This window comes from Marisediminitalea aggregata, from assembly GCF_900129565.1.
In the GTDB taxonomy this organism is placed as follows: Bacteria; Pseudomonadota; Gammaproteobacteria; order Enterobacterales; family Alteromonadaceae; genus Alteromonas; species Alteromonas aggregata.
Genome location: NZ_FQWD01000001.1, coordinates 595,717 through 618,985, shown reverse-complemented (window position 1 = coordinate 618,985; position 23,269 = coordinate 595,717). Strand labels below are relative to the sequence as shown.

Annotated in this window: 19 protein-coding genes; 12 read left to right on the top strand and 7 right to left on the bottom strand. The window is 48.6% G+C overall.

Features of this window, described 5'->3' with window-relative positions; all coding sequences use genetic code 11:
- Positions 1-92 precede the first annotated feature (92 nt).
- The 3 genes from BUB81_RS02590 to BUB81_RS02580 are packed head-to-tail and all read left to right on the top strand — an operon-like array spanning position 93 to position 2,842.
- Entirely contained in the window at positions 93-1,472 is a 1,380-nt protein-coding gene (locus BUB81_RS02590) for a DNA-3-methyladenine glycosylase 2 family protein (RefSeq protein ID WP_073317727.1), read from the top strand.
- Positions 1,473-1,487: 15 nt separating this feature from the next.
- The gene (locus BUB81_RS02585) at positions 1,488-1,949 is read left to right on the top strand and encodes a methylated-DNA--[protein]-cysteine S-methyltransferase (RefSeq protein WP_073317724.1); all 462 of its coding nucleotides are present in this window, start codon (positions 1,488-1,490) and stop codon (positions 1,947-1,949) included.
- The gene (locus tag BUB81_RS02580) at positions 1,946-2,842 is read left to right on the top strand and encodes a DMT family transporter (protein WP_073317721.1); all 897 of its coding nucleotides are present in this window, start codon (positions 1,946-1,948) and stop codon (positions 2,840-2,842) included. Before BUB81_RS02585 ends, BUB81_RS02580 begins: the two co-directional genes overlap by 4 nt.
- A gap of 13 nt (positions 2,843-2,855) precedes the next feature.
- On the opposite strand, the gene BUB81_RS02575 is transcribed toward BUB81_RS02580, so the two are convergent.
- Positions 2,856-4,280 (bottom strand): sensor domain-containing diguanylate cyclase, encoded by a 1,425-nt coding sequence (locus tag BUB81_RS02575; protein ID WP_073318657.1) that lies wholly within the window; start codon positions 4,278-4,280, stop codon positions 2,856-2,858.
- 371 nt (positions 4,281-4,651) lie between these two features.
- Here BUB81_RS02575 and glmU point away from each other — a divergent pair, with 371 nt between their 5' ends.
- The 6 genes from glmU to BUB81_RS02540 all read left to right on the top strand — a co-directional run bounded on the left by glmU (position 4,652) and on the right by BUB81_RS02540 (position 12,419).
- Positions 4,652-6,013: a bifunctional UDP-N-acetylglucosamine diphosphorylase/glucosamine-1-phosphate N-acetyltransferase GlmU gene (gene glmU / locus BUB81_RS02570; RefSeq protein ID WP_073317719.1), complete on the top strand. Its 1,362-nt coding sequence runs from the start codon at positions 4,652-4,654 to the stop codon at positions 6,011-6,013.
- A 76-nt stretch (positions 6,014-6,089) separates the two neighbouring features.
- Positions 6,090-7,118: a Gfo/Idh/MocA family oxidoreductase gene (locus BUB81_RS02565; RefSeq protein ID WP_073317716.1), complete on the top strand. Its 1,029-nt coding sequence runs from the start codon at positions 6,090-6,092 to the stop codon at positions 7,116-7,118.
- 18 nt (positions 7,119-7,136) lie between these two features.
- Positions 7,137-7,679, top strand: a complete 543-nt coding sequence (locus BUB81_RS02560; RefSeq protein WP_073317713.1) for a DUF6942 family protein — start codon at positions 7,137-7,139, stop codon at positions 7,677-7,679.
- 64 nt (positions 7,680-7,743) lie between these two features.
- Complete coding sequence (locus BUB81_RS02555; RefSeq protein ID WP_073317710.1) at positions 7,744-8,526, top strand: DeoR/GlpR family DNA-binding transcription regulator; 783 nt, start codon at positions 7,744-7,746, stop codon at positions 8,524-8,526.
- Between the two features lie 2 nt (positions 8,527-8,528).
- Positions 8,529-10,361 carry a glutamine--fructose-6-phosphate transaminase (isomerizing) gene (gene glmS / locus BUB81_RS02550; RefSeq protein ID WP_073317707.1) on the top strand — a complete coding sequence of 611 codons (1,833 nt, stop codon included), beginning with the start codon at positions 8,529-8,531 and terminating at the stop codon, positions 10,359-10,361.
- 1,128 nt (positions 10,362-11,489) lie between these two features.
- Positions 11,490-12,419 carry a transposase gene (locus BUB81_RS02540; RefSeq protein WP_073317701.1) on the top strand — a complete coding sequence of 310 codons (930 nt, stop codon included), beginning with the start codon at positions 11,490-11,492 and terminating at the stop codon, positions 12,417-12,419.
- A 42-nt stretch (positions 12,420-12,461) separates the two neighbouring features.
- Here BUB81_RS02540 and BUB81_RS02535 read toward each other — a convergent pair whose 3' ends face one another.
- From BUB81_RS02535 to BUB81_RS02525, 3 genes are all read right to left on the bottom strand, one after another.
- Positions 12,462-12,638, bottom strand: a complete 177-nt coding sequence (locus BUB81_RS02535; RefSeq protein ID WP_073317698.1) for an oxidoreductase-like domain-containing protein — start codon at positions 12,636-12,638, stop codon at positions 12,462-12,464.
- A gap of 158 nt (positions 12,639-12,796) precedes the next feature.
- Positions 12,797-13,918, bottom strand: a complete 1,122-nt coding sequence (gene asd, locus BUB81_RS02530) for an aspartate-semialdehyde dehydrogenase (RefSeq protein ID WP_073317695.1) — start codon at positions 13,916-13,918, stop codon at positions 12,797-12,799.
- A gap of 198 nt (positions 13,919-14,116) precedes the next feature.
- Positions 14,117-14,899, bottom strand: coding sequence for an RMD1 family protein (locus tag BUB81_RS02525; protein ID WP_073317692.1), 783 nt, complete (start codon positions 14,897-14,899; stop codon positions 14,117-14,119).
- A 566-nt stretch (positions 14,900-15,465) separates the two neighbouring features.
- Here BUB81_RS02525 and BUB81_RS02520 point away from each other — a divergent pair.
- Positions 15,466-16,632: an acetyltransferase domain-containing protein gene (locus BUB81_RS02520; RefSeq protein WP_073317689.1), complete on the top strand. Its 1,167-nt coding sequence runs from the start codon at positions 15,466-15,468 to the stop codon at positions 16,630-16,632.
- Between the two features lie 227 nt (positions 16,633-16,859).
- On the opposite strand, the gene BUB81_RS02515 is transcribed toward BUB81_RS02520, so the two are convergent.
- From BUB81_RS02515 to BUB81_RS02505, 3 genes are read right to left on the bottom strand one after another with little or no spacing between them, the layout of a single operon-like run.
- Positions 16,860-18,332, bottom strand: coding sequence for an NAD-dependent succinate-semialdehyde dehydrogenase (locus BUB81_RS02515; protein ID WP_073317686.1), 1,473 nt, complete (start codon positions 18,330-18,332; stop codon positions 16,860-16,862).
- 17 nt (positions 18,333-18,349) lie between these two features.
- Positions 18,350-19,429: a tartrate dehydrogenase gene (locus BUB81_RS02510; protein WP_073317682.1), complete on the bottom strand. Its 1,080-nt coding sequence runs from the start codon at positions 19,427-19,429 to the stop codon at positions 18,350-18,352.
- A 5-nt stretch (positions 19,430-19,434) separates the two neighbouring features.
- Positions 19,435-20,817, bottom strand: a complete 1,383-nt coding sequence (locus tag BUB81_RS02505; RefSeq protein ID WP_073317679.1) for an aminotransferase class III-fold pyridoxal phosphate-dependent enzyme — start codon at positions 20,815-20,817, stop codon at positions 19,435-19,437.
- Positions 20,818-21,276: 459 nt separating this feature from the next.
- Here BUB81_RS02505 and BUB81_RS02500 point away from each other — a divergent pair, with 459 nt between their 5' ends.
- Both BUB81_RS02500 and BUB81_RS02495 read left to right on the top strand, forming a co-directional pair.
- Positions 21,277-21,945 carry a haloacid dehalogenase type II gene (locus tag BUB81_RS02500; protein WP_073317677.1) on the top strand — a complete coding sequence of 223 codons (669 nt, stop codon included), beginning with the start codon at positions 21,277-21,279 and terminating at the stop codon, positions 21,943-21,945.
- 8 nt (positions 21,946-21,953) lie between these two features.
- A complete protein-coding gene (locus BUB81_RS02495; RefSeq protein WP_073317674.1) occupies positions 21,954-23,231 on the top strand; it encodes an NAD(P)/FAD-dependent oxidoreductase in 1,278 nt (425 codons plus the stop codon).
- Positions 23,232-23,269 lie beyond the last annotated feature (38 nt).

Sequence of the window (23,269 nt, the reverse complement as noted above, 5' to 3'; positions counted from 1 at the left end):
CCGCAAGTTTTTAATTGAGTGCGGATTTCATCGCATCCTTACCCAAAAAAGTCGTTACTATAGCCGGGTATTTTTAACCAACGGGTCACGCCATGATATCGTCAGCCCTACAACAGCAGTACGCTACCGCCCGGCTGTCGCGAGATGCGCGCTTTGACGGACGCTTTTACGTTGCCGTGCTGTCGACGGGGATTTTTTGTCGACCAATATGCCCGGCGCGGTTGCCGGCAGAACAGAATGTCAGGTATTTCCATTTTGCACAGCAGGCTTTGGAGCAAGGGTTTCGGCCTTGTCTACGATGCCGTCCCGACAGCGCACCGGGCTCCTGCGCCTGGCATGGGGTAGAAACGACCACTAAACGGGCATTGCAATTATTAGCCAGCGAACTGTCTTGTTCTATAGCCAGCATTGCTGAACGTATGGGAATTTCCGAACGGTATCTTAACCAACTGATCCAGGAAGCGGTGGGCATGCCGCCAAAACGCTATCAACTGCACAGCCGGCTGTTACAAGCCAAACGCTTGCTTCAGCAAACGGCGTTGCCGGTCGCAGAGGTGGCCGTGGCGTGTGGTTTTCAGTCTGCCAGGCGGTTGCAGGACAACATGCAGCGCTGGTGTAAGCTAAGTCCAAGTCAGCTTCGTGGCCGAAATGGTGCAATAACGTCGTCTCAGATTACGCTGTTTCTACCTGTGAATGCGCCCTACAACTGGCCACAAGTCCGTGACTTTCTGGCGGTGCGTGCGGTAAAACCTGTTGAACTGATAGAAACCAGCAGTTACACCAGACACGTTCAAGATGAATATGGCCCCTTGAGTGTAAGTGCTCACTTTAATAAAGCAGCAAACGGGTTTGACGTTACCATGCAGGTGTCTGATCCCAATCAAATACAGCCAGCCCTGGTGACATTGCGCCGAGTGCTGGACATGGACACAAACCCGCAATGGGTCGAGGAGGCATTGCTGGCGGCCGGACTTTCACCGTCCCAGTTGGTACCTGGTATCCGCTTACCGGGTGTCTGGAATATCTTTGAGGCAGGCTGCCGCGCTATTGTAGGGCAGCAGGTCAGTATTAAGGCGGCTATCACACAATTGCATTACCTCGTTGATGCATTGGGGAATACCCGCGAAGACCTGCGCTATTTTCCGTCACCAGATGCCGTTGCCAACAGTGAGCTGACCATGCTTAAAATGCCAGGTGCACGCAAGCAGGCACTGCGTGATTTTGCTGGTTTAATAAGAGATTGTGCACCGTCGGCTCCCACTGACCAGCAAATTCTTGCTATACGGGGTGTTGGCCCCTGGACATTGCAATATATACAACTGCGCGGAATGAGTGAGCCGGATCAGTTTTTAGCCGGAGATCTGATTGCCCGCAGACAAGCCGAATTACTCGGTGTAACACCTGAGTTAGCTGCGCCGTGGCGAAGCTATCTCACCTTGCAGCTGTGGCTGCTGGCATCGTCAGAACAATAACAGAGTGAACGGCAGATGATATTTTCACAAAGTCTAACGAGTCCGTTAGGACATATTTGGATTGAAGCAAACGAAGCAGGCGTGACGGTGGTGAAGTTCGTTGACGAAATTGACGCCATGGCTAACCCATCCGCACTAACAGAGCAGTGTTGTCGTGAGCTCAACGCTTATTTTGCCAGAGAGTTAACTACCTTTACTGTGCCCGTGGCAGCAATCGGCACCGCATTTCAGCAGCGAGTGTGGCAGCAACTCTGCACAATACCATTCGGACACGCACAGCACTACGGGCAAATAGCTAGCGCGTTGGGTCAGCCGACGGCGTCTCGCGCGGTAGGTATGGCAAACGGCAGGAATCCTGTAAGTATCATCGTGCCCTGCCATCGGGTGATTGGTAAAAATGGCACCTTAACCGGCTATGCAGGTGGCTTGTTGCGAAAACAGAAGTTGCTGGACCTTGAGGGGATCCCTTACCGATGAGTAATCGAGCACTGGCAGCATTACTGCTATTGGGGGCGATTTGGGGCGCGTCATTTATGTTTATGCGCGTAGCGGCGCCTGAATTTGGTATTTTTACTCTGGTTGAATTGCGCACTGTGCTGGCGACGCTGGTATTCCTACCGTTTTTAGTCAGCCAGTCTGCGCGAGCAATGTTAAAAGCGTATTGGCGCCCCATGGCGGTGCTAGGGCTTATCAATACTGGTGTGCCCTTTATTCTATTTAATTATGCCAGTTTGCATTTGCAGTCGGGGGTACTGGCTATTTTAAATGCCACGGCCCCGATGTTTGGCGCTTTGATAGCTATGTTGTGGTTAAACGACCGCCTTTCGCCCTCAGGGTTTGTTGGGTTGGTATGTGGCTTTTTAGGCGTTGTACTGATCAGCTTCGAGAAAGCGGTAGGAGCAAGTATAAGCCTAATTCCGATTCTGGCCGTGTTAGGTGCGACCTGTTGCTATGGGTTTGGAGCCTGTTTACTGAAAAAATCCCTCGCGGGCGTGAAGCCTGTCGTGGTTGCTGGCGGAAGCCAGGCGTGGGCGTCGTTGCTGCTTTGCCCCTTGTTGTTTGTCGATTTTCCGTCGGAACTACCGTCCGCTTTGGCCTGGATAAACGCGCTTGCGCTAGCGATCGGTGGCACTGGTATAGCGTATTTATTATATTTCTACGTGATAGCGATAGCCGGGCCAGCTAAGGCCATTATGGTGGGGTATTTAGTGCCTTTGTTCGGTATTGTGTGGGGATTCTTCTTTTTAGGCGAACGCCTTAGCTGGATGGACTTTAGCGGGGGTGGATTGATTCTGTTGGGGATTAGTTTGACGTCGGGTGTGGCCCAGCGGGGATATCGCTGGGCCATGGGTCAATCTTCAGTTCACTGAAAAAGACGCCGCATCAGGCGTCGATTAACTGCACTCGCACAAGGTTTCGGCCATCACGACGGGCTTGATAAAGCGCGTCTTCGGCGTGAGCGGTAACTTCATTCATGGAACGTTTCGTTGCGGTAAATGACACACCAAAGCTCGCTGTGAGTTGCAGATCCGGATGCTCAGCAGGTGGCGGCAAGATTGCGATACCATGGCGCAGTGTTTGCGCGAGGTCATGTGCCTCATGCGGCCCCATATCAGGCAGTAAAAGAATAAACTCTTCACTGCTCCAGCGACCCAGTATGTCTTTGTCGCGCAAATGGCTGCCGATCAGGTTGGATACCTTATCCAGCACATCGTCACCAGCATTGCGTCCGTATTGATCATTGATTGACATAAAGTCATCAATATCGACAAGAATAATGCTCAGTGAGGAGTGCTTATTGGTCAGTTCACCGTATGACTCTTCCAACTGTGTTCGGTCTGGTAAACGATGCGTGTTTCTGATGATCAGTTCCGGTTGCATGTCGCGGCGGAAGTAATACAACAAATTGTAGATCAACAAGAACAGCGCAAAAATAATAACCAGCAGCGTAACCACACTAAAGATAAAGCCTTGTGATATTTCCGCTTGACGCGCATCCAGTGGGCTTAACAAATACACTGTCCAGCCAAACTGGGGCAAGGCAACCTCGGCAATGAGGTGGTCGTTGCCATTAATGGTAATCAACTGATTGTTAAGCGCGTTTTCGGCGATCACCTTGTCGGGCAAGCTGGCGTACCAGGGTAATTCAGACAAGTTCGTGAAGTCGGCATTGGCTGCAATGAGCGACGCATCGGAAGACAACATGATGTCGCCTTTGCCGTCTACAAACAGGAAGTCATAGCCGTACTGACGTTTGTAGGTTTCGAATACTGACACAAAGCTCTTCAGGCTTTTTCCTACGCCAAAGAAGCCGAGAAATTTGCCTGCGTCATCGTAAATTTTAATGTCGATGTAGAAATGGGTGTCTTCCCATTTACCAATATCGGCAATAGCGTCAGCCTCGGAGTCCCGGTATTTGAAGTACCAGGATACTTCACCTTCTATTAAATCGAGTTTGCTACCATCTGAGTTGTACTGCACCCGGGCTTCTTCGGAAGCAATAAAAAAGGTGAGGCCGAATTCCTGCTCCATCCTCTCCAGCGCGGAAAAGATCTCTGCTTCGTCTAATTGGTTTTTTTCCATTAATGTCACCAGCTCTCGGGATTTGCCGAGTGCCTCAGACACATGCAATGGTTTCAGTATTTGCGAAACGATTAACGATATCGCGGGAGACAATGACTGTTGTTGTGCCCGGCTTTGCTCGGCAACAATTTTCGAGATGCTAAAATGCACCAGCGTGACAATCGCGATGACAACCACGGCGAACAACAGCAATATGCTTCGATGTAATGTCCTGAATGCGTTCACTGGCTTATGTTCACTCCTTGAAGCTGTGAGGTTTACTGCATGGGAAAACGCCAAAATACTTACCGACGTTTCCAATGTGCCTATGATACCCGCTGAACAAAAGATGCGCCACTGTCGCAGAATAATGACATCAAAGCTGGAGACATCAAAGCTGGACATCCACTAAATTTGGGACACCCACCTTTTTCAGGACACCCACACAGTTCAGCTCACCGATTCTTTTCATCAAATTTGTCATGAAATTGAACTGTAATTTCGAGAAAGAGTGGGTGTCCCAAAAAAGGTGGGTGTCCAAGAAATGTGAAGGAGGCACTGACTTGCTGTCATGAGTTGGTTACACTATCGCGCATCAATTGCGAAAAGGATTCAATATGGCATTTTCAGTAGTGGTATTGGCAGCCGGTAAAGGCACAAGAATGAAGTCTTCGTTGCCGAAAGTATTACATCCGGTCGGTGGTGTGCCTATGGTGCAACGCATCATCAATACGGTTGAATCATTAGATGCGACTGCGGTTCATCTGGTTTACGGTCACGGTGCGGAGCAACTCAAGGCCAACGTTGAAGGTAGACAGATCAATTGGTGCCTTCAGCAGGAACAATTGGGAACCGGGCACGCGGTAATGCAAGCGGTTGACTATATTGCCGATGATGAAGATGTCATGATTTTAGTTGGCGATGCGCCGCTCATCCAGGCGCAAACTCTGGAACGTCTGATTGCTGTGAAATCGGAATGTGACCTTGCCCTGCTTACTGTGCATTTGGATGACCCAACAGGGATGGGCCGAATTATTCGCGAGAACGACAATATTGTCGCGATCGTAGAGCATAAAGATGCCACTGAAGCCCAGCGCGCAATTACCGAAATTAATACCGGCATGATGGTAATGGGCGGCAAGGATTTGAAGCGCTGGTTGGCCGCGTTAACTAACGATAATGCCCAGGGCGAGTTCTATCTAACCGACGTCATTGCCATGGCTGCGGCAGAAGGTAAGCGTATTCAATCTGCGCATCCAGACTCCCCTATGGAAGTAGAGGGTGTGAACAATCGGGTGCAATTGGCCAGATTGGAGCGCACGCTGCAGAGCTGGCAGGCGGAAGCGCTGATGACGTCTGGCGCAACACTTGCCGATCCAGCCCGCATAGATGTGCGTGGTGAGCTGACAACAGGGCAGGACGTGTTTATCGACATTAACTGTGTGTTCTCTGGCAAAGTGACATTGGGTGACAATGTTGTTATTGGTCCAAACTGCATGCTAATTGACTGCGAGGTCGCATCGGGCGCGGTAATTGAAGCCAATAGCATTATCGAAAACGCAAACGTTGGCGCTGAATGTTCGGTTGGCCCCTACGCTAGGTTACGTCCGGGCGCTGTGATGGAACGAAAGTCAAAAGTTGGCAACTTTGTGGAAATGAAGAAGGCGACGCTGGGCGAGGGCGCAAAAGCCAATCACCTGACTTACCTGGGCGATGCAACCATTGGCGCAAACAGCAACATTGGTGCTGGCACCATCACCTGTAATTACGATGGCGTGAATAAGTATAAGACCTTAATCGGAGAAAATGCGTTTATCGGTTCCAATTCAGCCTTGGTGGCGCCTGTTCAAATTGGCGCAGGCGCGACAGTGGCGGCTGGTTCTATCGTAACGACTGATGTACCCGACAATAGCCTGGCGGTTGCGCGCAGCAAGCAGCGCAATATCAGTGGCTGGAAGCGACCGGTCAAAAAATCGTAGGCCGATAGATTGTCGAAATTAAACCACGACTAAATATACAAGACACCCACCTTAGTAACACGGAAACGCAGAGTTTATGACAATTTCAACGCTCGTGGTGGGTTTTGGCTATGCAGCCAAAACCTTTCACGTCCCTTTTCTTACGCATTTAGCTGATTTTGAAATCAATGCAGTGGTGTCATCTGATCCTGCAAAAGTGCATGACCAACTACCCGAAAGCGCTGTTTTTGCATCGCTGGAGCAAGCTCTGGCAGCGTCCCGTTTTGATTTGGTTGTGATCACCACGCCAAATCATCTGCATGCGCCACAAACAAAAGCGGCACTGGAAGCCGGTTGTCACGTATTAGTAGAAAAGCCCTTTACCTTAGACAGCGAAGAAGGTGAAAGCCTGGTGGCGTTGGCCAAGCAGGTCGGTAAACAACTGTGTGTGTTCCATAATCGTCGTTTTGATGGCGATTACCTTACAATCAAACAGCTTATTGCTGAGCAAGCTATTGGCAAAGTGAAGCGGTTTGAGAGCCGTTTTGACCGTTTCCGCCCACACCCAAGGCAGCGCTGGCGCGAACAAGAGGGCCCCGGCGCGGGTATTTTCTGGGATCTTGGACCTCACCTTATTGATCAATGCATTCAGCTTTGGGGTATGCCGAATGCCGTTAATGCGCATATTCTTACTCAGCGTGACGGCGGTGAAGCCAATGATGCGTTTGAGATCACCCTGTTCTACGGCACCCATTTTGCCCAGCTTGGCTCAACCCCTTTTGAAGCAGGTGCTACGCTAAGATTTGCTTTGCATGGCGATAAAGGAAGCTACAGAAAGCATGCTCTGGATCCGCAGGAAGACCAGTTGAAGGCCGGTCTGAATTTTGATGACCCTAAATGGGCGAAAACACCAGACACACAAGTAGGCACACTTTTTACGGAATCAGACAGCCGATTAATCAATACGCAATCCGGCGACTACATGGGTTTTTATCAACAGTTGGCCGATGCTATTCGCCTTGGTTCTCCTCTACCGGCTGATGCTGAGACGGTCGTGCCGGTCATTCGACTTATCGAACTGGCAATTAAATCGTCTCAGAAGCAGTGCACGGTGCCAGTTGTTTAATACGTATATGCGTCTCAGATGACTGACTTACGATCTACTGAAATTCAAGGCCTGGGAGACAGCGGTGCCCGGTTGCGCGTATACATTGCAAATCGACCGGCATTTAGTCTTCCACGCGTTGCCACTGGTGTTGTGCCTTTAATAACCGGTGATATAGCGGCAATCGGTAACGCATGCGGCAACGGCTGGCGCAAAGTATTTAATGTTTATGCAAAATTACTTTACGCCATGCCTGAGCAATGGCAGTTCAAACACGGCGACCGATGGCAAGCATTTCGAGACACCCACCTTTTGCAGGCGAACTCCAACACTGCGTTAATCTTCGATGAGCCTAAAAGCTTCGACGAAAATGCCTTGAATATCATTACGGGCCGCACGTATGCGCAGCAAATGCACATTGCTGAAAGTTTGTATTGGATAACGCCGGAGTTTGCGATTAATAAGCGGCTGAACCTGGTGGTATGCCCCTATTTTGATTATCGTCAGCTGTCTAACAGCAAAATTCTTTACCTCATCGATTTAATCCAAAATGAATTGGATGCACACAAAATAGCCAAATAAATCTTGCGATTCGAAATAATTAAGGTAAATTAATCTTTCATTTCGTAAATAATAAGTTTCTTTCTTGGCTAAACGAAACACGCAGGCACGACGGCAAGGGATCGTTGAACATGTAAATCAGCACGGCTTGACCGCGGTTGAGGCATTGGCGCAGCTGTTCGAGACGTCTTCTGTCACAATTCGCAAAGACTTGTCAGTGTTAGACTCCGAAGGCCAAATCGTTCGCCAGCACGGCGGTGCAGCGCCTTACCCTGCTGTTTCTATAATCTCAAAAGGTACTCAACAAGACACGCACTCACCGATTAAAGCTGCAATTGGCAAGTTGGCCGCTAGTCTGATTGGAGATAACCAGAAAGTGATCATCGATAGTGGTAGCACTACGGCTACGATGGTCGAGCACTTAAACCAGCCGAAAAACCTCGTCGTGATGACAAACGCCCTGTCAGTGGCGAACCAGCTGGTGGCGTTTAAAAATGAGCCAACCGTGCTTATGACCGGCGGAACCTGGGACCCGCGTTCGCAGTCGTTTCAGGGGAAGATGGCCGGCACTATGGTGCAAGCCTACAACTTTGATCTGGCATTCGTTGGAGCCGCAGGGTTGGATATTGCACGAGGTACAACAACTTACAATGAAATGACGCAGCTTAGCCAGGCAATGGCAAATGCGGCATCGAAGGTGATTGTTGTGGCAGAATCCGCTAAGTTAAGAAACAAAATGCCAAATGTAGAATTAGCCTGGCAGCAAGTCGCTGTTTTGGTAACCGATACCGGCCTTTCTGAAGAAGCAGAAAAGCAATTGTCAGAATATGGTGTGACGGTGCTGACCGCCTCACCCAACGGAGAATAGATATGTGCGGGATTGTGGGGGCAGTAGCCGAACGTAATGTAGTTGAAATCCTGTTAGAAGGACTGAAGCGACTTGAATACCGGGGGTATGATTCCGCTGGTGTGGCTTTGCTGCAGTCAGACGGCTCGCTGACGCGCGTACGTCGTACCGGTAAAGTGCAGGAATTGGTAGACGCTATCGGCGAGGACGAGGCGCTAGGCTCTACAGGTATCGCTCATACCCGCTGGGCAACACATGGGGGCGTAACGGAAGCGAATGCTCACCCTCATGTGTCAGATGAACGCATCGCCGTGGTTCACAATGGCATTATCGAAAATTATCAGACGTTGCGTGAAAACCTGTCTGCGAAAGGCTATCGCTTCACCAGCGACACAGACACCGAGACCATTGCGCATACGGTGAATGAAGCCATGAAAACCGCTGGCTCTTTGCTGGAAGCGGTGCAACAAGCTGTGACGCAATTCCACGGCGCTTATGGCACCGTTATTATGGACAAGCAAGACCCATCTCGCGTTGTAGTTGCGCGTTCTGGGAGCCCATTGGTGATTGGTTTGGGATTGGGTGAAAACTTCATTGCGTCTGACCAAATGGCGTTATTACCTGTGACTCGTCGATTCATCTTCCTGGAAGAAGGCGATGTGGCTGAAATTACCCGACGTAGCGTGACAATTTTTGACAAACAGGGCAATGAAGTTGAACGTGAAGTCATCGAATCAAACATTGAGCACGACGCTGGTGACAAAGGTGGTTACCGCCACTACATGCTTAAAGAAATTCATGAGCAACCCACTGTTGTGCGCAATGCATTGCAGCATCGTTTGGATGAAAAAGGCCTTGTTGCTGATGTGTTTGGAAGTGGTGCGGATGCCCTGTTTGAAAAAGTAAAACATGTGCAAATAATAGCTTGTGGAACCAGCTATCACGCGGGAATGACCGCGCGTTACTGGCTTGAGCAATATGCGAACGTATCGTGTAATGTCGAGATCGCTTCAGAATTCCGCTATCGCAAGTCAGTGGTGCATGAAAACAGCCTGTTAGTCACTATTTCTCAATCGGGAGAAACCGCGGATACACTGGCGGCGCTGCGTTTGGCAAAAGAGTTGGGCTACATGGCGAGTCTGACAATTTGTAATGTCCCCGGCTCGTCGCTGGTTCGTGAATCAGACTTGTCGTTCATGACGCGCGCTGGTGCTGAAATTGGCGTTGCATCAACCAAAGCCTTTACCACACAGTTAACTGCTTTCCTGATGCTGACACTGGCGTTAGGCAAATACAACAGTATGAGCGCAAGTGACGAAAATGCCATCGTTCAGGCATTGCACAGTTTGCCAGCCAAACTGGAAGAGACACTCACTATTACTCAAGGTATTGAAGATCTGGCGGAAGAGTTTGCCGATAAGCACCATTCTCTGTTCTTAGGGCGTGGTGATCAGTATCCAATTGCTATGGAAGGGGCTTTAAAGCTCAAAGAGATATCCTATATTCACGCAGAAGCCTATGCGTCTGGTGAGCTGAAGCATGGTCCGTTGGCGTTAATTGACGAAGAAATGCCGGTAATTGTGGTTGCGCCTAACAACGAATTGCTGGAAAAACTCAAATCAAACGTGGAAGAAGTGCGTGCCCGGGGAGGCATAATGTATGTGTTTGCAGATAAAGACACCGCATTTGCCAGCGACGACACAATGCGGGTTATTAATGTGCCCCATTGTGATGCCCCTATTGCGCCGATTATCTACACCATCCCGCTGCAGCTACTGTCTTATTATGTGGCATTGATTAAAGGCACCGACGTCGATCAGCCAAGGAATCTGGCCAAATCCGTTACCGTCGAATGATGCAGGGCCTCCGGGCCCTTTTTAATGCGGGAGAGTAATAAAGTTTCATACTAGAAAGCTACGAGATGTAGTTTGATTGTATTGCAGAATGTGCAACACGTAACGTTTTTATTGATGAATAAAGTGGAGCCCTATACGACATAGAGGATTTGGGCTGAGTTAGTATAACTGAGTAATTCAGCTGGTAGTCATAGCGTAAGATAATTCAATAAAGGTATCAATTTGGCTATCAGATTCATCCGTAACAGTAATGCGTGCCGGTGTTCTAGTCGTTCGCGCTGATAAAATTCCTGAGAGCATGGTTTGGAAGTTAGGATCATCTCTGATGAGATGGATCCAAAAGTCTCCTGTAGAAGATCTTCCATCAATATTATGCTTCTGCTCAGTATGTATCATTGTCACGCCATTTGTTCAGTCCATACCATTGCTTACACAATACTCGATTTGTAGGTTTCGAGAGCCGCAGCCAGAATAAATTGACCACAGGTATGAGCATTGTTGTCCGCTTCCCCCAAAACTGCGACAGACTTCATTGGAGTTTTCTGCAATGATTAATGCAGGTGACGACTATGAAAAAAATCCGCTCACGTATCTAAGTTGCAGGTCAAATTTGCACTTTCCCTAACTAAGAGGGACTGTTAACTCCCTGGGTAATTGAATAATATGCAAGCTATAGTGGCGAGATACATTATCCTTAATGAATTCTTTGCACGATTATAATATTCATTCGCTTTTTTAGATTTTAGAGGTAATAACGAGTTTTTTGATGAAGTAAATATTTCATTTTGGATAGCGTATAATATTGTCATTGATGAGGAGTTGGCCGAAATTACAGCTTTAAGTTCAGATGCAAATATAAAAGCTCTTATTCCTAAAACAATGTTGATAATTATAATGATAACAACAAAAAAACCACCAACCACTGTTTAATTCCTTTTCTATATATTGAACAATATGCCGCCAGGCCATATTAGATTAAGAATAATTTCAGATCTAAAAATGTTTTCGTGCTCTGTAATATCATATCTTCCCAAAGCACTGATTTAAAGACACTCACTGCTATTCCAACGTACAGCAGACCGCCATGTTGTTTTCATCCACAATGAAATCAATAAGGGAGGAATAGCTATGCCACAACCAAGAAAGCACCTGGTCTGCCTTTCGGACACACCGTTTTACCACTGTATCTCTCGCTGTGTTCGTCGTGCGTATTTGTGCGGCAAAGATAAACTAACGGGCCGCTCCTATGAGCATCGACGAAAATGGGTAGAAAACCGGTTGTTGCTGTTAGGTCAGGTTTTTGCCGTTGATATCTGTGCTTATGCGGTGATGCACAACCATACTCATGTAGTGCTGCATATCAATGAAAAGCAAGCGTCGTCCTGGACTGATGAAGAAGTGTTAGTACGCTGGCACAGATTGCATAAGGGTATGATTTGTTGCCAAAAATATCTCAATAACAAAGAGCGTAATTCGCTTAGCGATGCTGAATTGGACACCGTGTCCCGAATGGCAAAGGTTTATCGTAAACGGCTTTGCGACGTGAGTTGGTTTATGAGGCTACTTAACGAATTCATTGCAAGAAAAGCAAACCAGGAAGATGATTGCACCGGTCGCTTCTGGGAAGGACGGTTTAAGTCTCAAGCGCTGTTGGATGAAGCAGCGTTATTCGCATGTATGGCCTACGTTGACTTAAATCCGGTGCGGGCCGGTATAGCTAGTAGCCCTGCAAGTGCTGATTTTACGAGTCTCAAAAAGCGTATTCTGCTATCTCGCCAAGGTAAACCCCTAAAGCCACTTATGCCGTTCAGCCAATCAAATCTGAATAGACAAGAGAATACGCTGAATATCACGTTCTCAGATTATATTGAACTGATCAAAAGTACACTCGAAGCAAAGCGACGATCGGGAAACAATGGTTTTAGTGAGCTTCACTCTCAACTCAGTGGGTTCGACGTCAATGTCGAGAGTTGGCAATGCATGAGTTTTGAAATAGAAAAGCGGTTTGGTGCAAAAGTGAGTGTTGAGATCGCAAATAGGCGCCTAACTGTTGTATAGCACTGCAGAATGCCAACAGCGTTCTTCGACTAACAACGCGAGTTAACTGTCTTTGGAATCATTTTCCGCTTTTTGCGATTCTTTCAATTTATGACAAGCATCTTGCCATTCGCGGTATTTTTCGTAATAAACATCCCATACACACGGGCAGCAGGAACCGCCGCCACAGCAATCGCTATTCAGTGGTTTTTCTGGCTCTGGTGGTAATTCCAATTCCATCGTCGTCTCCTTTTTATCAACTAGTATGTTGTTGCCTCCTATCGAATTCAAATTGATTGAATGAATACTCTCTAAAACAAGACACCCACACAATTGTGTGGGTGTCTTGAAAAAGGTGGGTGTCCAAAAGAAAAGGCGCTAATTAGCGCCTTTGTCGTTTACTCGCCGAGTATAATGCGAAGCATTCTGCGCAGTGGCTCTGCCGCGCCCCACAACAACTGATCACCTACGGTGAAGGCTGAGATGTACTCTGGGCCCATAGTTAGCTTGCGAATGCGTCCTACTGGAATAGACAGGGTACCGGTAACCTTGGCAGGTGTTAGTTCTGCCATGGTTACATCGCGATCGTTAGGAATCACTTTTACCCAGTCGTTGTGCTCGGCCAGAATGGCTTCGATTTCTGAAACAGGTAAATCTTTCTTCAATTTCAGTGTGATAGCTTGGCTGTGACAGCGCATGGCGCCTACACGCACGCAAATACCGTCAACAGGGACTGGCGCTTCAGTGGTTCCCAGAATTTTGTTGGCTTCGGCTTCAGCCTTCCATTCTTCGCGGCTTTGGCCTGAAGGAAGCTGTGTGTCGATGTACGGAATAAGGCTACCAGCGAGTGGTACACCAAACTGTTCCTTCGGATAATCGTCTGAGCGAATATATTCCGCTACCTGACGGTCAATATCTAAGATAGCTGTCGACGGGTCGTCGACCATGTCTTTTACGTTGCCGTACACCGCGCCCATTTGCGTTAACAGTTCACGCATGTGCTTAGCACCTGAGCCGGATGCAGCCTGATAAGTCATCGGCGTAGCCCATTCAACCAGGTCTTTTTCGAATAACCCGCCCAGCGCCATAAGCATCAATGACACTGTACAGTTACCACCGACATAGGTTTTGACACCAGAGGCAATGCCTTTATCAATCTCGGCACGGTTCACAGGGTCAAGAACAATAACCGCATCGTCTTTCATGCGCAGAGCAGAGGCCGCGTCAATCCAGTAGCCGTTCCAGCCCGCTTCACGCAGCTTAGGATAGACGTCTTTGGTATAGTCACCGCCCTGGCAGGTAATAATAATGTCCTGAGTACCTAATGCTTCAATGTCGAAGGCGTCCTGAAGTAATCCGCAGTCTTTGCCTGCGAAATCTGGTGCGGCACTACCGGTTTGTGACGTGGTGAAAAAAGTTGGCTCAATCAGAGAAAAATCACTCTCTTCCTGCATGCGCTGCATCAGGACAGAGCCTACCATTCCGCGCCAACCTACTAAACCAACTTTATTTTGAGACATGTTAAGAACCCTTATATTTCTTCTTCGAGTGTTCTGTCGCGCAGCAAAACCTCTGATGGGCTCTTTGTAGTTTACTGCTGTGCACTCGAAACGTATTAGCAAAGCCCGCAGTCTATAAAGTATGCCGCAGGTTTACTAGTTTCTTTTGTAATTTTATATGCACAGGAGCCAGCATTGCCGGCTCCTCAGTGAATATGGCTAGAATAACAGTGCTTTCAGTTCTTGGGCACCGAACATGACAATTTCAAATGCGATCAGAATAATAATGATCCACTCCAGAAAAGAAGAGTGCTTATGCTTTAGTTCGTCAGCCAGCATTTCAAACAATTCGTGAATAACATTCAGCTTGTTCGACAAGAGCTCAACGCGAGGGCGGATATCCAAATATTTCGCGGTTGCATTGTAAGCCGACTCATACTCTGGGTATTCCCAGAAAAACTCTGGTGTATCCAATAGCCCATAGTGTAGGAAGATGTCACTTTTAGTGCTGAACAAATGACCACGAATACTCGCAATTTCATTGCGGCTAAGGTTTATCTTACCGGTTGATGCCAGCGCTTTCGGCAAGTGAGCATAGTCAACAATGGTTTCCTGCGCACGTTGCTCATAATCATTAAGCTTTAATGACTGTGCCAAAGCATGACTTACGGCTAAGCGTTGCAGCGGAGCGTCCATACCCAGTGTTATCAGGTCCTTTTGAAGCTTGATTTCGGTGCCATCTACGGAAAAACGAAAATGTTCCTGATGATCGCCGGCAATGACGTCGCTTTGGATTTTCAGGCGATGAAGTAAAGACAGCCTTTCGTCTTCGTCGACACCCCAAAACACGATGACGCCATAGTCAAATACCCAGGCTTCGCCACCGGGAATATTTAGTAATACTGCATCTCTGTATCGGGTACCAGCTTCGACAGATAGTACATTTTCGTATTCACATACGGGTAAAGCAAACACTGACACGCGGTCATTTGAAAATTGCATGGTAACAACCAGTTGTTTAAAAAATCGGCCGATTATGCACCTGTTTACGCTGGCAGACTATGCATTTCAGAGTGAGAAATAATGCTCTTTAAGATAAAACTTTTTGATGAAGCAATAGAGCATATTCTTACTGTTATTTCACGGTGTTAGCGGAATGAAAATAGTAGCAAAAGGCTTTGATAGTTTATTCAAAAAGGTGGGTGTCCAGAAAAAGCTACTAGGAATTCTTTAGAGTTGAGCTGCCTTTCTTATACTTTTGTTTAATTGCTAAGCGCTGTCAGCCCGCTAGGATTGAGAGTAAAGAATCATTTACAAAGCAATACTGATTCGGCGGTCTCAAACAAAAACAGCATATACGCGTACAGACAAGATGCACAAGATCGCCGCTGCTGGCGCAATTACGCCAGCAGCTTTCCTTTCTTCCAACGCGTCTTTAATTTAACGTTTTATTTCGACTGAGATACAGATATAAGCGAAAAATGCTTTTTGTTGTTCGCTACCATAGTTCCCAAGTAAGAAGAAATTAGACAATTGCGTCATGCCTCTATTACCAGGGAATTATAATTATGAATACTCCCCCTTTAACTACACCTGAAGTTATTCACAGTAAGCGAATTGCTTCAATCGATATATTGCGTGGCTTAGTGATGCTATTCATGTTAGTTGATCACGTTAGAGAACGCTTCTTCTATCATTTGAATGTGAGCGATCCGATGGATTTGGACGCGACCAGTCCACAGTTATTTTTTACGCGTATTTCTGCACACCTCTGCGCCCCTGTGTTTGTGTTTCTGACGGGGCTCTCGGCATGGTTATATGCCCATCCAGCGAACAAAGCGCCACGCTCAGCCACTCCTTTCTTGTTCAAACGAGGCCTTTTCATCATCTTTGTTGAGATCGCCATCATCAACTGGCTTTGGTTAGGTACGTACGACACCTTGTACCTTCAGGTAATGTGGGCGATAGGCATCAGCATGGTGTCTTTGTCTGTGCTAAGTAAACTTCCACCCAAACTTATCCTTGCTCTGGGGTTACTCATTGTTTGCGGTCACAACCTTTTGAGCCCAATCGCTTTCAATCCAGGTGAAGCGGGCTATAACATTTGGGCGGTACTACACGACAGAGGGATTATTTTCGAATCAGAGACGTTCCGCATAAAGGCGTCGTATCCGGTTTTACCCTGGATTGGTGTTATTCTGCTCGGATACAGTATGGGCCCAATTTATGCGCGGGATTACGACGGTGCAAAACGACGTAAGACGTTAACTACACTCGCGCTAAGCATGTGGGGCCTGTTAATTGTGTTGCGAAGCACAAATCTATACGGTGAAGTACTGCCGTTTGAGATACAGGACACCGCAGTACAAAGTGTAATGTCATTCATCAATTACACGAAGTATCCGCCGTCACTGGACTACGTGCTGTTTACACTGGGTGCTGCATTCTTGATTTTGGTAGGACTGGACAAAGTGAATAATCAGTACAGTAAAGTCATAGAAAACTTTGGTTCTGCGCCTATGTTCTTCTATATTCTACACCTCGCGGTACTGCTGGTGCTGTATCGAATCGCAATCAATGTGTGGGGGCCAAATCATGGTGATATGTTTGCGTTCGATGATGTATGGCAAATTTGGGCCGGCGCAGTTGTGCTGGGTGTAACATTGTATTTCCCCACCAAAGCCTTCTCGGCATTCAAGAAGAAGAGTGGTAATCCGCTGATAAAGTACTTCTAATTGATTCATCATTCGTAGTTAACATTGAGCCGCTGCCCTAACAGCGGCTTTTTTGTTTCAATGAATTTGAGACACCCACCTTTTGTGTGGGTGTCCACAAATTTTAGAAGGAAATGATTAGCTATTCAGCTGAATGGTGAAGCTTGAAAGAATCAAAGAAAACTGAGGAAAACTGAGACACCCATAAAATTATGTGGGTGTCTCAAAAAAGGTGGGTGTCCACAAATTTAGGGGAGGTTGCCTTCGCAGATGTAGCTGATTTGCAGGAAATCGTCCAGGCCGTAGTGTGAGCCTTCGCGGCCGTAGCCTGAAGCCTTAACGCCGCCGAAGGGAGCCACTTCACTGGCAACGGCACCTTCGTTCACGCCGATTACGCCAGCTTGCAATGCGCGGCGAACCCGGTGAATGCGATTGTGGTTCTGGGTATAGAAGTAGGCTGCTAAGCCATATTCCGTGTTATTGGCTTCCGCAATCGCTTCTTCTTCCGTGCTGAATTTAAATAGCGGCAGTACGGGGCCAAAGGTCTCTTCGCTAAACAACGCCATACTGTTATTCGCGTCTGCAATGACCACCGGTTCAAAGAACAGATCCTGTTTTGGCGTAGCACTGCCACACAGTAAAACGCCGCCTTGTTCTTCAGCATCTGCAACGTGGGCGCTGATTTTATCGATGGCTTTCTGATTGATCATCGGGCCTATCTGGGTATCTTCGTCGAAAGGGTCGCCCAGCGTTAATGCAGACACGCGGTCTACCAAACGGCTGGCAAATTCATCGTAAATGCCTTCCTGCACATAAATACGGTTGGGGCATACGCAGGTTTGCCCGCCATTACGCATTTTTGCTGCCATCAACCCCTGAATAGCAGCGTCGATATCGCAGTCATCAAACACAATAAATGGCGCGTTGCCACCCAATTCCAGCGACAGTTTTTTAAGCGTACTAGCAGAACGTTCGGCTAAATAGCGCCCAACCTGGGTGGAACCGGTAAAGCTCAGTTTCTTCACACTCGGGTCTTTTAGCCAGGCATCTACCGCAATGGCTGTTTGTTCTCGCGAGGCGACGAGTACGTTAATGGTACCTTCCGGGAAACCGGCTAATTCAGCCAGCTTCGCCATGGCTAATGCGGTTAGCGGAGTGTCTTCAGCGGGTTTAACGACCACGGTGCAACCTGCTGCAATGGCCGGGGAAATCTTTCTGGCCAACATCGCAAACGGAAAATTCCACGGCGTAATAACCGCGACTACACCCACCGGACGTTTTTCGACGGTTTGCTGGTAGTGTGGCTTTGAGCTAGGCAGGATATCGCCACGAAGCTGCATGGCTTGTTGTGCAAACCATTTCACATAAGAGGCGCCGTAGTCTATTTCGCCTTTTGCTTCGACCAGGGGTTTGCCTTGCTCAGAAGACATGATGGCCGCGAGATCATCCCGATGTTCAAGAATAAGCGCATGCCAGCGCTCCAGCAGGTCAGCGCGAGCCTTGTGAGTAGCGAGCTGCCATTGAGCAAACGCTTTTTGGGCACTTCGGGCAGCATGGGCAGCATCTATTGCGTCGCTGTTGGCGACTTCGGTAATTATCTCGCCATTGGCAGGATTAACTACCGGATAGGTTTGTCCCGATATCGCTTTCTGCCAGCGCCCATTGATGTAGTTCAACGTGTTAAACAGTGACGGCTCAGCAAGCCGTGACGTGAGATCCATGGTTTCTCCCGATGTTATTAGAGGTTAGCCAGTATGGCTTCACCCATTGCCTGCGTTGATGCTTCTCCCCCTAGATCTGGGGTTACAACGCTGCCTTTCAAGGTGTGTTCAATGGCGGTCACAATGGCATCGTGTGCCTCTTTGCCTGCCCCCGTGTCGTGAGTCAGAAAGCTAAGCATCAGCGCGCCAGACCAAATCATGCCGATGGGGTTGGCGATATTTTTACCATAAATATCCGGCGCGGAGCCGTGCACAGGCTCAAATAAAGACGGGAATTTACGTTCAGGGTTCAGGTTGGCCGACGGCGCTAAACCAATGGTACCAGTACAGGCCGGCCCCAAATCAGACAAAATGTCACCGAACAAATTCGACGCCACGACAACGTCGAAGCGCTCAGGCTGCATTACAAAACGTGCCGACAAAATATCGATATGCTGTTTGTCCCAGCTGATTTCCGGGTAGTCTTCTGAAACCGCTTCTGCGCGTGAATCCCACCAGGGCATGCTGATTGCCATGCCGTTGCTCTTGGTGGCAACGGTAAGGCTTTTGGCTTCCCGACGCTTGGCGGTTTCGAACGCATACCGCAACACACGGTCGGTGCCATAGCGGGTAAATACCGATTGCTGCATGACCACTTCGCGGTCGGTGCCTTCATACATTATGCCGCCAATGGCGGAATATTCGCCCTCGGTGTTTTCGCGCACGACCAGGAAGTCGATATCATCAGCTTTGGGAGTAGACAGCGCACATTTAACGCCTTCAAAGGTGCGAACAGGACGCATATTGATGTACTGATCGAACTCACGGCGGAAGGTTAAAATTGAGCCCCACAGTGAAATATGATCAGGTACGGACGCTGGCCAGCCAACTGCGCCAAAATAGATCGCATCCATGTCGGCAACCTGATCCTTCCAGTCGTCAGGCATCATTTTGCCATGGGTTTCGTAGTAGTCGCAGCCACCCCACTCAAAAGTGTGGAATTCAATGTTTAGTCCGAATTTGCCGGCAGCCGCTTTTACAATTTTTAGGCCTTCAGGCATGACTTCCTTGCCAATGCCATCTCCGGCGATGACCGCTACGTTATAGGTTTGACTCATGGGGGTTACAGCTCCTGTTGCATCTCGTTTTGAACAACGTCCAGTGCCAGCACATCGTCCAGCGTCAGTTGCAGGCGTTCAAATAAAGTATCGAAATCGCTCTCGGTGAAACACAATGCCGGGGCAAAGCCCAGAATGTTGTCGCCAAAGGCGCGGAAAATCAGTTTGTGTTGCCAGGCAATATCGGCAATGGTTTCATGCAGTTTTATCGCTGCAGGGAAGGGGCGCTTGGTGGCTTTATCGGCAACCAGTTCTATGGCACCTAACAGGCCTAAGCTGCGCGCATCTCCCACCAATGGGTGAGACAAGCAGGCTTGTAACTTCGCTTCAAAATACGGCGCAACAGCTTGCGCGTGAGCCAGCATGCCTTCTTCGTATATTTTGATGACTTCCAGTGCAACCGCAGCACTAACCGGATGCGCTGAATACGTCTGACCGTGTCCAACCACGGCAGCTTTGTTCGGACCATCAGCAATGCCATTGAAAATTTCATCAGACATTAACACCGCGCCCATGGGGGCGTAGCCCGACGTTAACCCTTTGGCAATTGTCATCAGGTCGGGTTCGACACCTTCATGTTCGCAGGCAAACATGGTGCCTGTGCGACCGAATCCGGTAATCACTTCGTCTGCTAAAAACAGAATGCCCAATCGCTTACAGGTATCGGCTATGGCTTTTAACCAGCCCTTTGGCGGCACAATTACGCCACCCGAGCCAATGACCGGCTCACAGAAAAAGGCGGCAACGTTATCGGCACCGATCTCTGCAACTTTGGCTTCCAGCTCAGCTACCGAAGCATCGATGAGCGCTTGTGCAGAGTCGTAGTTACTGCGATACAGATACGGGCAGCTAATATGGTGCTGATGGGCCAGCGGCAAATCAAAGTTTGCATGAAAAGCGGGTAAGCCGGTAATGCCCGCGCCAGTAGATGACGAGCCATGGTAGCCGCGTTGCAACGCAATAATGTGCTTTTTAGTGGGTTTGCCAATGGCATTGTAATAATGCGTTATGTAGCGAATCGCCGCGTCGACAGCGTCAGAGCCGCCGAGGGAAAAATACACATGCTGCAATGAAGACGGTGTTATCGATACCAGTTTTTCAGCCAGAACGATGGCCGGTTCGCTACCAAAACCAAAGTAGCCGGTGGCATAAGGCAATTGATTCATCTGAGCGGTGGCAGCGTCTACAATACGTTGCTGCCCATAGCCCACGTTAACGCACCATAGACCGGCGAAGGCGTCGAGATACGTATTACCATCTGCTGCGGTAAGCCAGGGGCCATCACCAGATTGGAGTACCTTTACTCCTTTTTCCTGATGTTGACGAAAATTTGATACCGGATGAACAAGATAGCGACTGTCCATTTCTGTCAAAGCAGGCGTTTGCATGATTGTTTTCCAATTTTTCTGTATGTCGCGAGGCATAGGAAGGCGCGCGATGCATACCTGTCAGCATGATGCACACACGCAACTGGCGCATGTACGATTTCTATCCAACATGGTAGCGGCGATCACCCGCGCGAATTGTTTGATAGCGGAACAAGAAAGGCAGTGAAATATTGTTTTTGGGCACTTCTCAGCAAAATCTGCTGTGGCGGATGGGGGAAGATAAGGGAAAGCCAGTCAACATAAGTAACACGGCTCGAGTGATTGACATTGCACCGGCTGCAGCAAGTAGGAAATGCCGGTTTGAAGAATAAAAAAGTGCGGTGTAAGCACAGCATAGTCTGCTGATTGACGAATAAAAAACACCTGTCACGTGGCGCTGAAGCGAATTATTTTGGCATTAAATAAAAAACGTCGCGTGGTGTAATAGAATTAATTGAGAACTGATAGTTGGAACCCCTAATGAGTGTATTTAAGCCTAAGTATATTTCCTTCGACTGCTACGGCACCCTGATCTTTTTTGAAATGGCCCCGATGGCGCAAAAGCTGTTTGCCGATCGCATCACACCTGAACAAATGCCGCAATTCGTAAAAGACTTTTCTGCTTATCGCTTAGATGAAGTGCTGGGCGCCTGGAAGCCTTATGCAGAAGTGGTACGCAATGCGGTTACCCGTTTATGTAAATTGTGGAACATTGAGTACCGCGACGAAGACAGTGTGGCGATTTACAACGCCGTACCTACCTGGGGTCCGCATCCGGATGTAGTGGAGCCGCTGAAAAAAGTGGCCAAAGAAATTCCACTGGTCATCTTGTCTAACGCCATGAATGAACAGATCCACCACAACGTGGCGAATCTGGAAGCGCCGTTCCACGCTGTTTACACCGCAGAACAAGCACAGGCTTATAAGCCGCGTTTACAAGCCTTTGAGTACATGCTGGATAACCTGGGTTGTAACCCGGAAGACATCCTGCACGTGTCTTCCAGTTTCCGTTACGACCTGATGTCAGCCCATGATATTGGCATTAAAAACAAGGTATGGGTAAACCGTGGTCACGAGCCCGCCAACCCGTTTTACGGCTACACAGAAATCAAAGACATTTCTGGCTTACCGGGCGTTGTAGGACTGTAAGGTACGTTATGAAAAGTGCGTCGTACTGGTTAGATACCGCGTCTAATGTCGATACCTCAGACCACACTCCGCCATCAGGTTGCGTGGATGTGGTCGTGATTGGTGGTGGCTTTACCGGCTTGTCTTCAGCGTTGGCATTAGCAAAGCGCGGTGCCAGCGTGGTGATTTGCGAAGCTGGCGTAGTGGGCGGCGAAGCGTCTGGTCGCAATGGCGGTCAGTGCAACAATGGTACGGCGCAGGATTACGCTGGTTTAGTTGCCAGCTACGGTGAAGAAAAAGCACAGTCGTTCTATCAGTTTTATAACCAGGCGGTGGATTCGGTAGAGCAGATTGTGAAGCTGCATGACATCGATTGTGATTTCCGCCGCGCCGGTAAAATTAAACTGGCAGCCAAGCCTGAGCATTTCGAAAAACTGAAACGCACCCATGAGGCACTGGTGAAGGTCGTTGATCCCGATGCCAAACTGTTGGATGCCGATGCACTTCGGCAGGAAATCGCGTCTGATCAATTCTACGGTGGCCTGCTCACGCCGAACGGCGCGCAGTTACACGTAGGTAAACTGGTTCATGGGTTAGCCTCTGCGTGTATCGAGAAAGGTGTAACCATACTGCAGCAAAACCCGGTAGTACGCACAGAAAAACTATCTAACGGTAATTGGGTCGTAGCGACCCCGCACAATGCGGTGGAAGCTAAATCTGTGCTTATTGCTACGGGTGGCAGTGGCCCGGGTCCATTTAGCTGGTTCCGCCGTCGCATCGTACCGGTAGGCAGCTTTGCAGTAACCACCGAGCCTTTGTCAGAGCAGCAGGTAGCCGACTTATTCCCGGGTAAGCGCTCTTACGTTACCAGTAAAAACATTGGTAACTACTTCCGTTTAACCGCTGACAATCGCTTGTTGTTCGGTGGTCGAGCGCGCTTTGCGGTGTCTAACCCACGCTCAGATCTGAAAAGTGGCGAGGTACTTCGCAAGGCATTGGACGACATGTTTCCGCAGCTTGCCAGTACCCGCATCGATTATTGTTGGGGCGGCACAGTAGACATGAGCGCCGACCGATTACCTAAGGTTGGTGAGCACAACGGCATGTTCTACGCTATGGGCTACAGCGGCCACGGTGTGCAAATGGCGGTGCATATGGGTGAAGTGATGGCCGACATGATTGAAGGCAAAGACACTGCCTGCCCTTGGGTTACCCGCCAATGGCCCGCCGTACCGGGACACTTTGGCAAGCCCTGGTTCTTACCCTTTGTCGGAATGTATTACAAAGTGCAGGACCTGTTGCACTAAGCCGTGTTAACCGTGCCTGCGAAAAGGATAGTGAACAA

What these genes read in the sequence shown, in the direction of transcription:
- BUB81_RS02590 (WP_073317727.1), top strand. Translation starts at nt 93, where the DNA reads ATGATATCGTCAGCCCTACAACAGCAGTACGCTACCGCCCGGCTGTCG.
- BUB81_RS02585 (WP_073317724.1), top strand. Translation starts at nt 1,488, where the DNA reads ATGATATTTTCACAAAGTCTAACGAGTCCGTTAGGACATATTTGGATT.
- BUB81_RS02580 (WP_073317721.1), top strand. Translation starts at nt 1,946, where the DNA reads ATGAGTAATCGAGCACTGGCAGCATTACTGCTATTGGGGGCGATTTGG.
- glmU (WP_073317719.1), top strand. Translation starts at nt 4,652, where the DNA reads ATGGCATTTTCAGTAGTGGTATTGGCAGCCGGTAAAGGCACAAGAATG.
- BUB81_RS02565 (WP_073317716.1), top strand. Translation starts at nt 6,090, where the DNA reads ATGACAATTTCAACGCTCGTGGTGGGTTTTGGCTATGCAGCCAAAACC.
- BUB81_RS02560 (WP_073317713.1), top strand. Translation starts at nt 7,137, where the DNA reads ATGACTGACTTACGATCTACTGAAATTCAAGGCCTGGGAGACAGCGGT.
- glmS (WP_073317707.1), top strand. Translation starts at nt 8,529, where the DNA reads ATGTGCGGGATTGTGGGGGCAGTAGCCGAACGTAATGTAGTTGAAATC.
- BUB81_RS02540 (WP_073317701.1), top strand. Translation starts at nt 11,490, where the DNA reads ATGCCACAACCAAGAAAGCACCTGGTCTGCCTTTCGGACACACCGTTT.
- BUB81_RS02535 (WP_073317698.1), bottom strand. Translation starts at nt 12,638, where the DNA reads ATGGAATTGGAATTACCACCAGAGCCAGAAAAACCACTGAATAGCGAT.
- asd (WP_073317695.1), bottom strand. Translation starts at nt 13,918, where the DNA reads ATGTCTCAAAATAAAGTTGGTTTAGTAGGTTGGCGCGGAATGGTAGGC.
- BUB81_RS02525 (WP_073317692.1), bottom strand. Translation starts at nt 14,899, where the DNA reads ATGCAATTTTCAAATGACCGCGTGTCAGTGTTTGCTTTACCCGTATGT.
- BUB81_RS02520 (WP_073317689.1), top strand. Translation starts at nt 15,466, where the DNA reads ATGAATACTCCCCCTTTAACTACACCTGAAGTTATTCACAGTAAGCGA.
- BUB81_RS02515 (WP_073317686.1), bottom strand. Translation starts at nt 18,332, where the DNA reads ATGGATCTCACGTCACGGCTTGCTGAGCCGTCACTGTTTAACACGTTG.
- BUB81_RS02510 (WP_073317682.1), bottom strand. Translation starts at nt 19,429, where the DNA reads ATGAGTCAAACCTATAACGTAGCGGTCATCGCCGGAGATGGCATTGGC.
- BUB81_RS02505 (WP_073317679.1), bottom strand. Translation starts at nt 20,817, where the DNA reads ATGCAAACGCCTGCTTTGACAGAAATGGACAGTCGCTATCTTGTTCAT.
- BUB81_RS02500 (WP_073317677.1), top strand. Translation starts at nt 21,277, where the DNA reads ATGAGTGTATTTAAGCCTAAGTATATTTCCTTCGACTGCTACGGCACC.
- BUB81_RS02495 (WP_073317674.1), top strand. Translation starts at nt 21,954, where the DNA reads ATGAAAAGTGCGTCGTACTGGTTAGATACCGCGTCTAATGTCGATACC.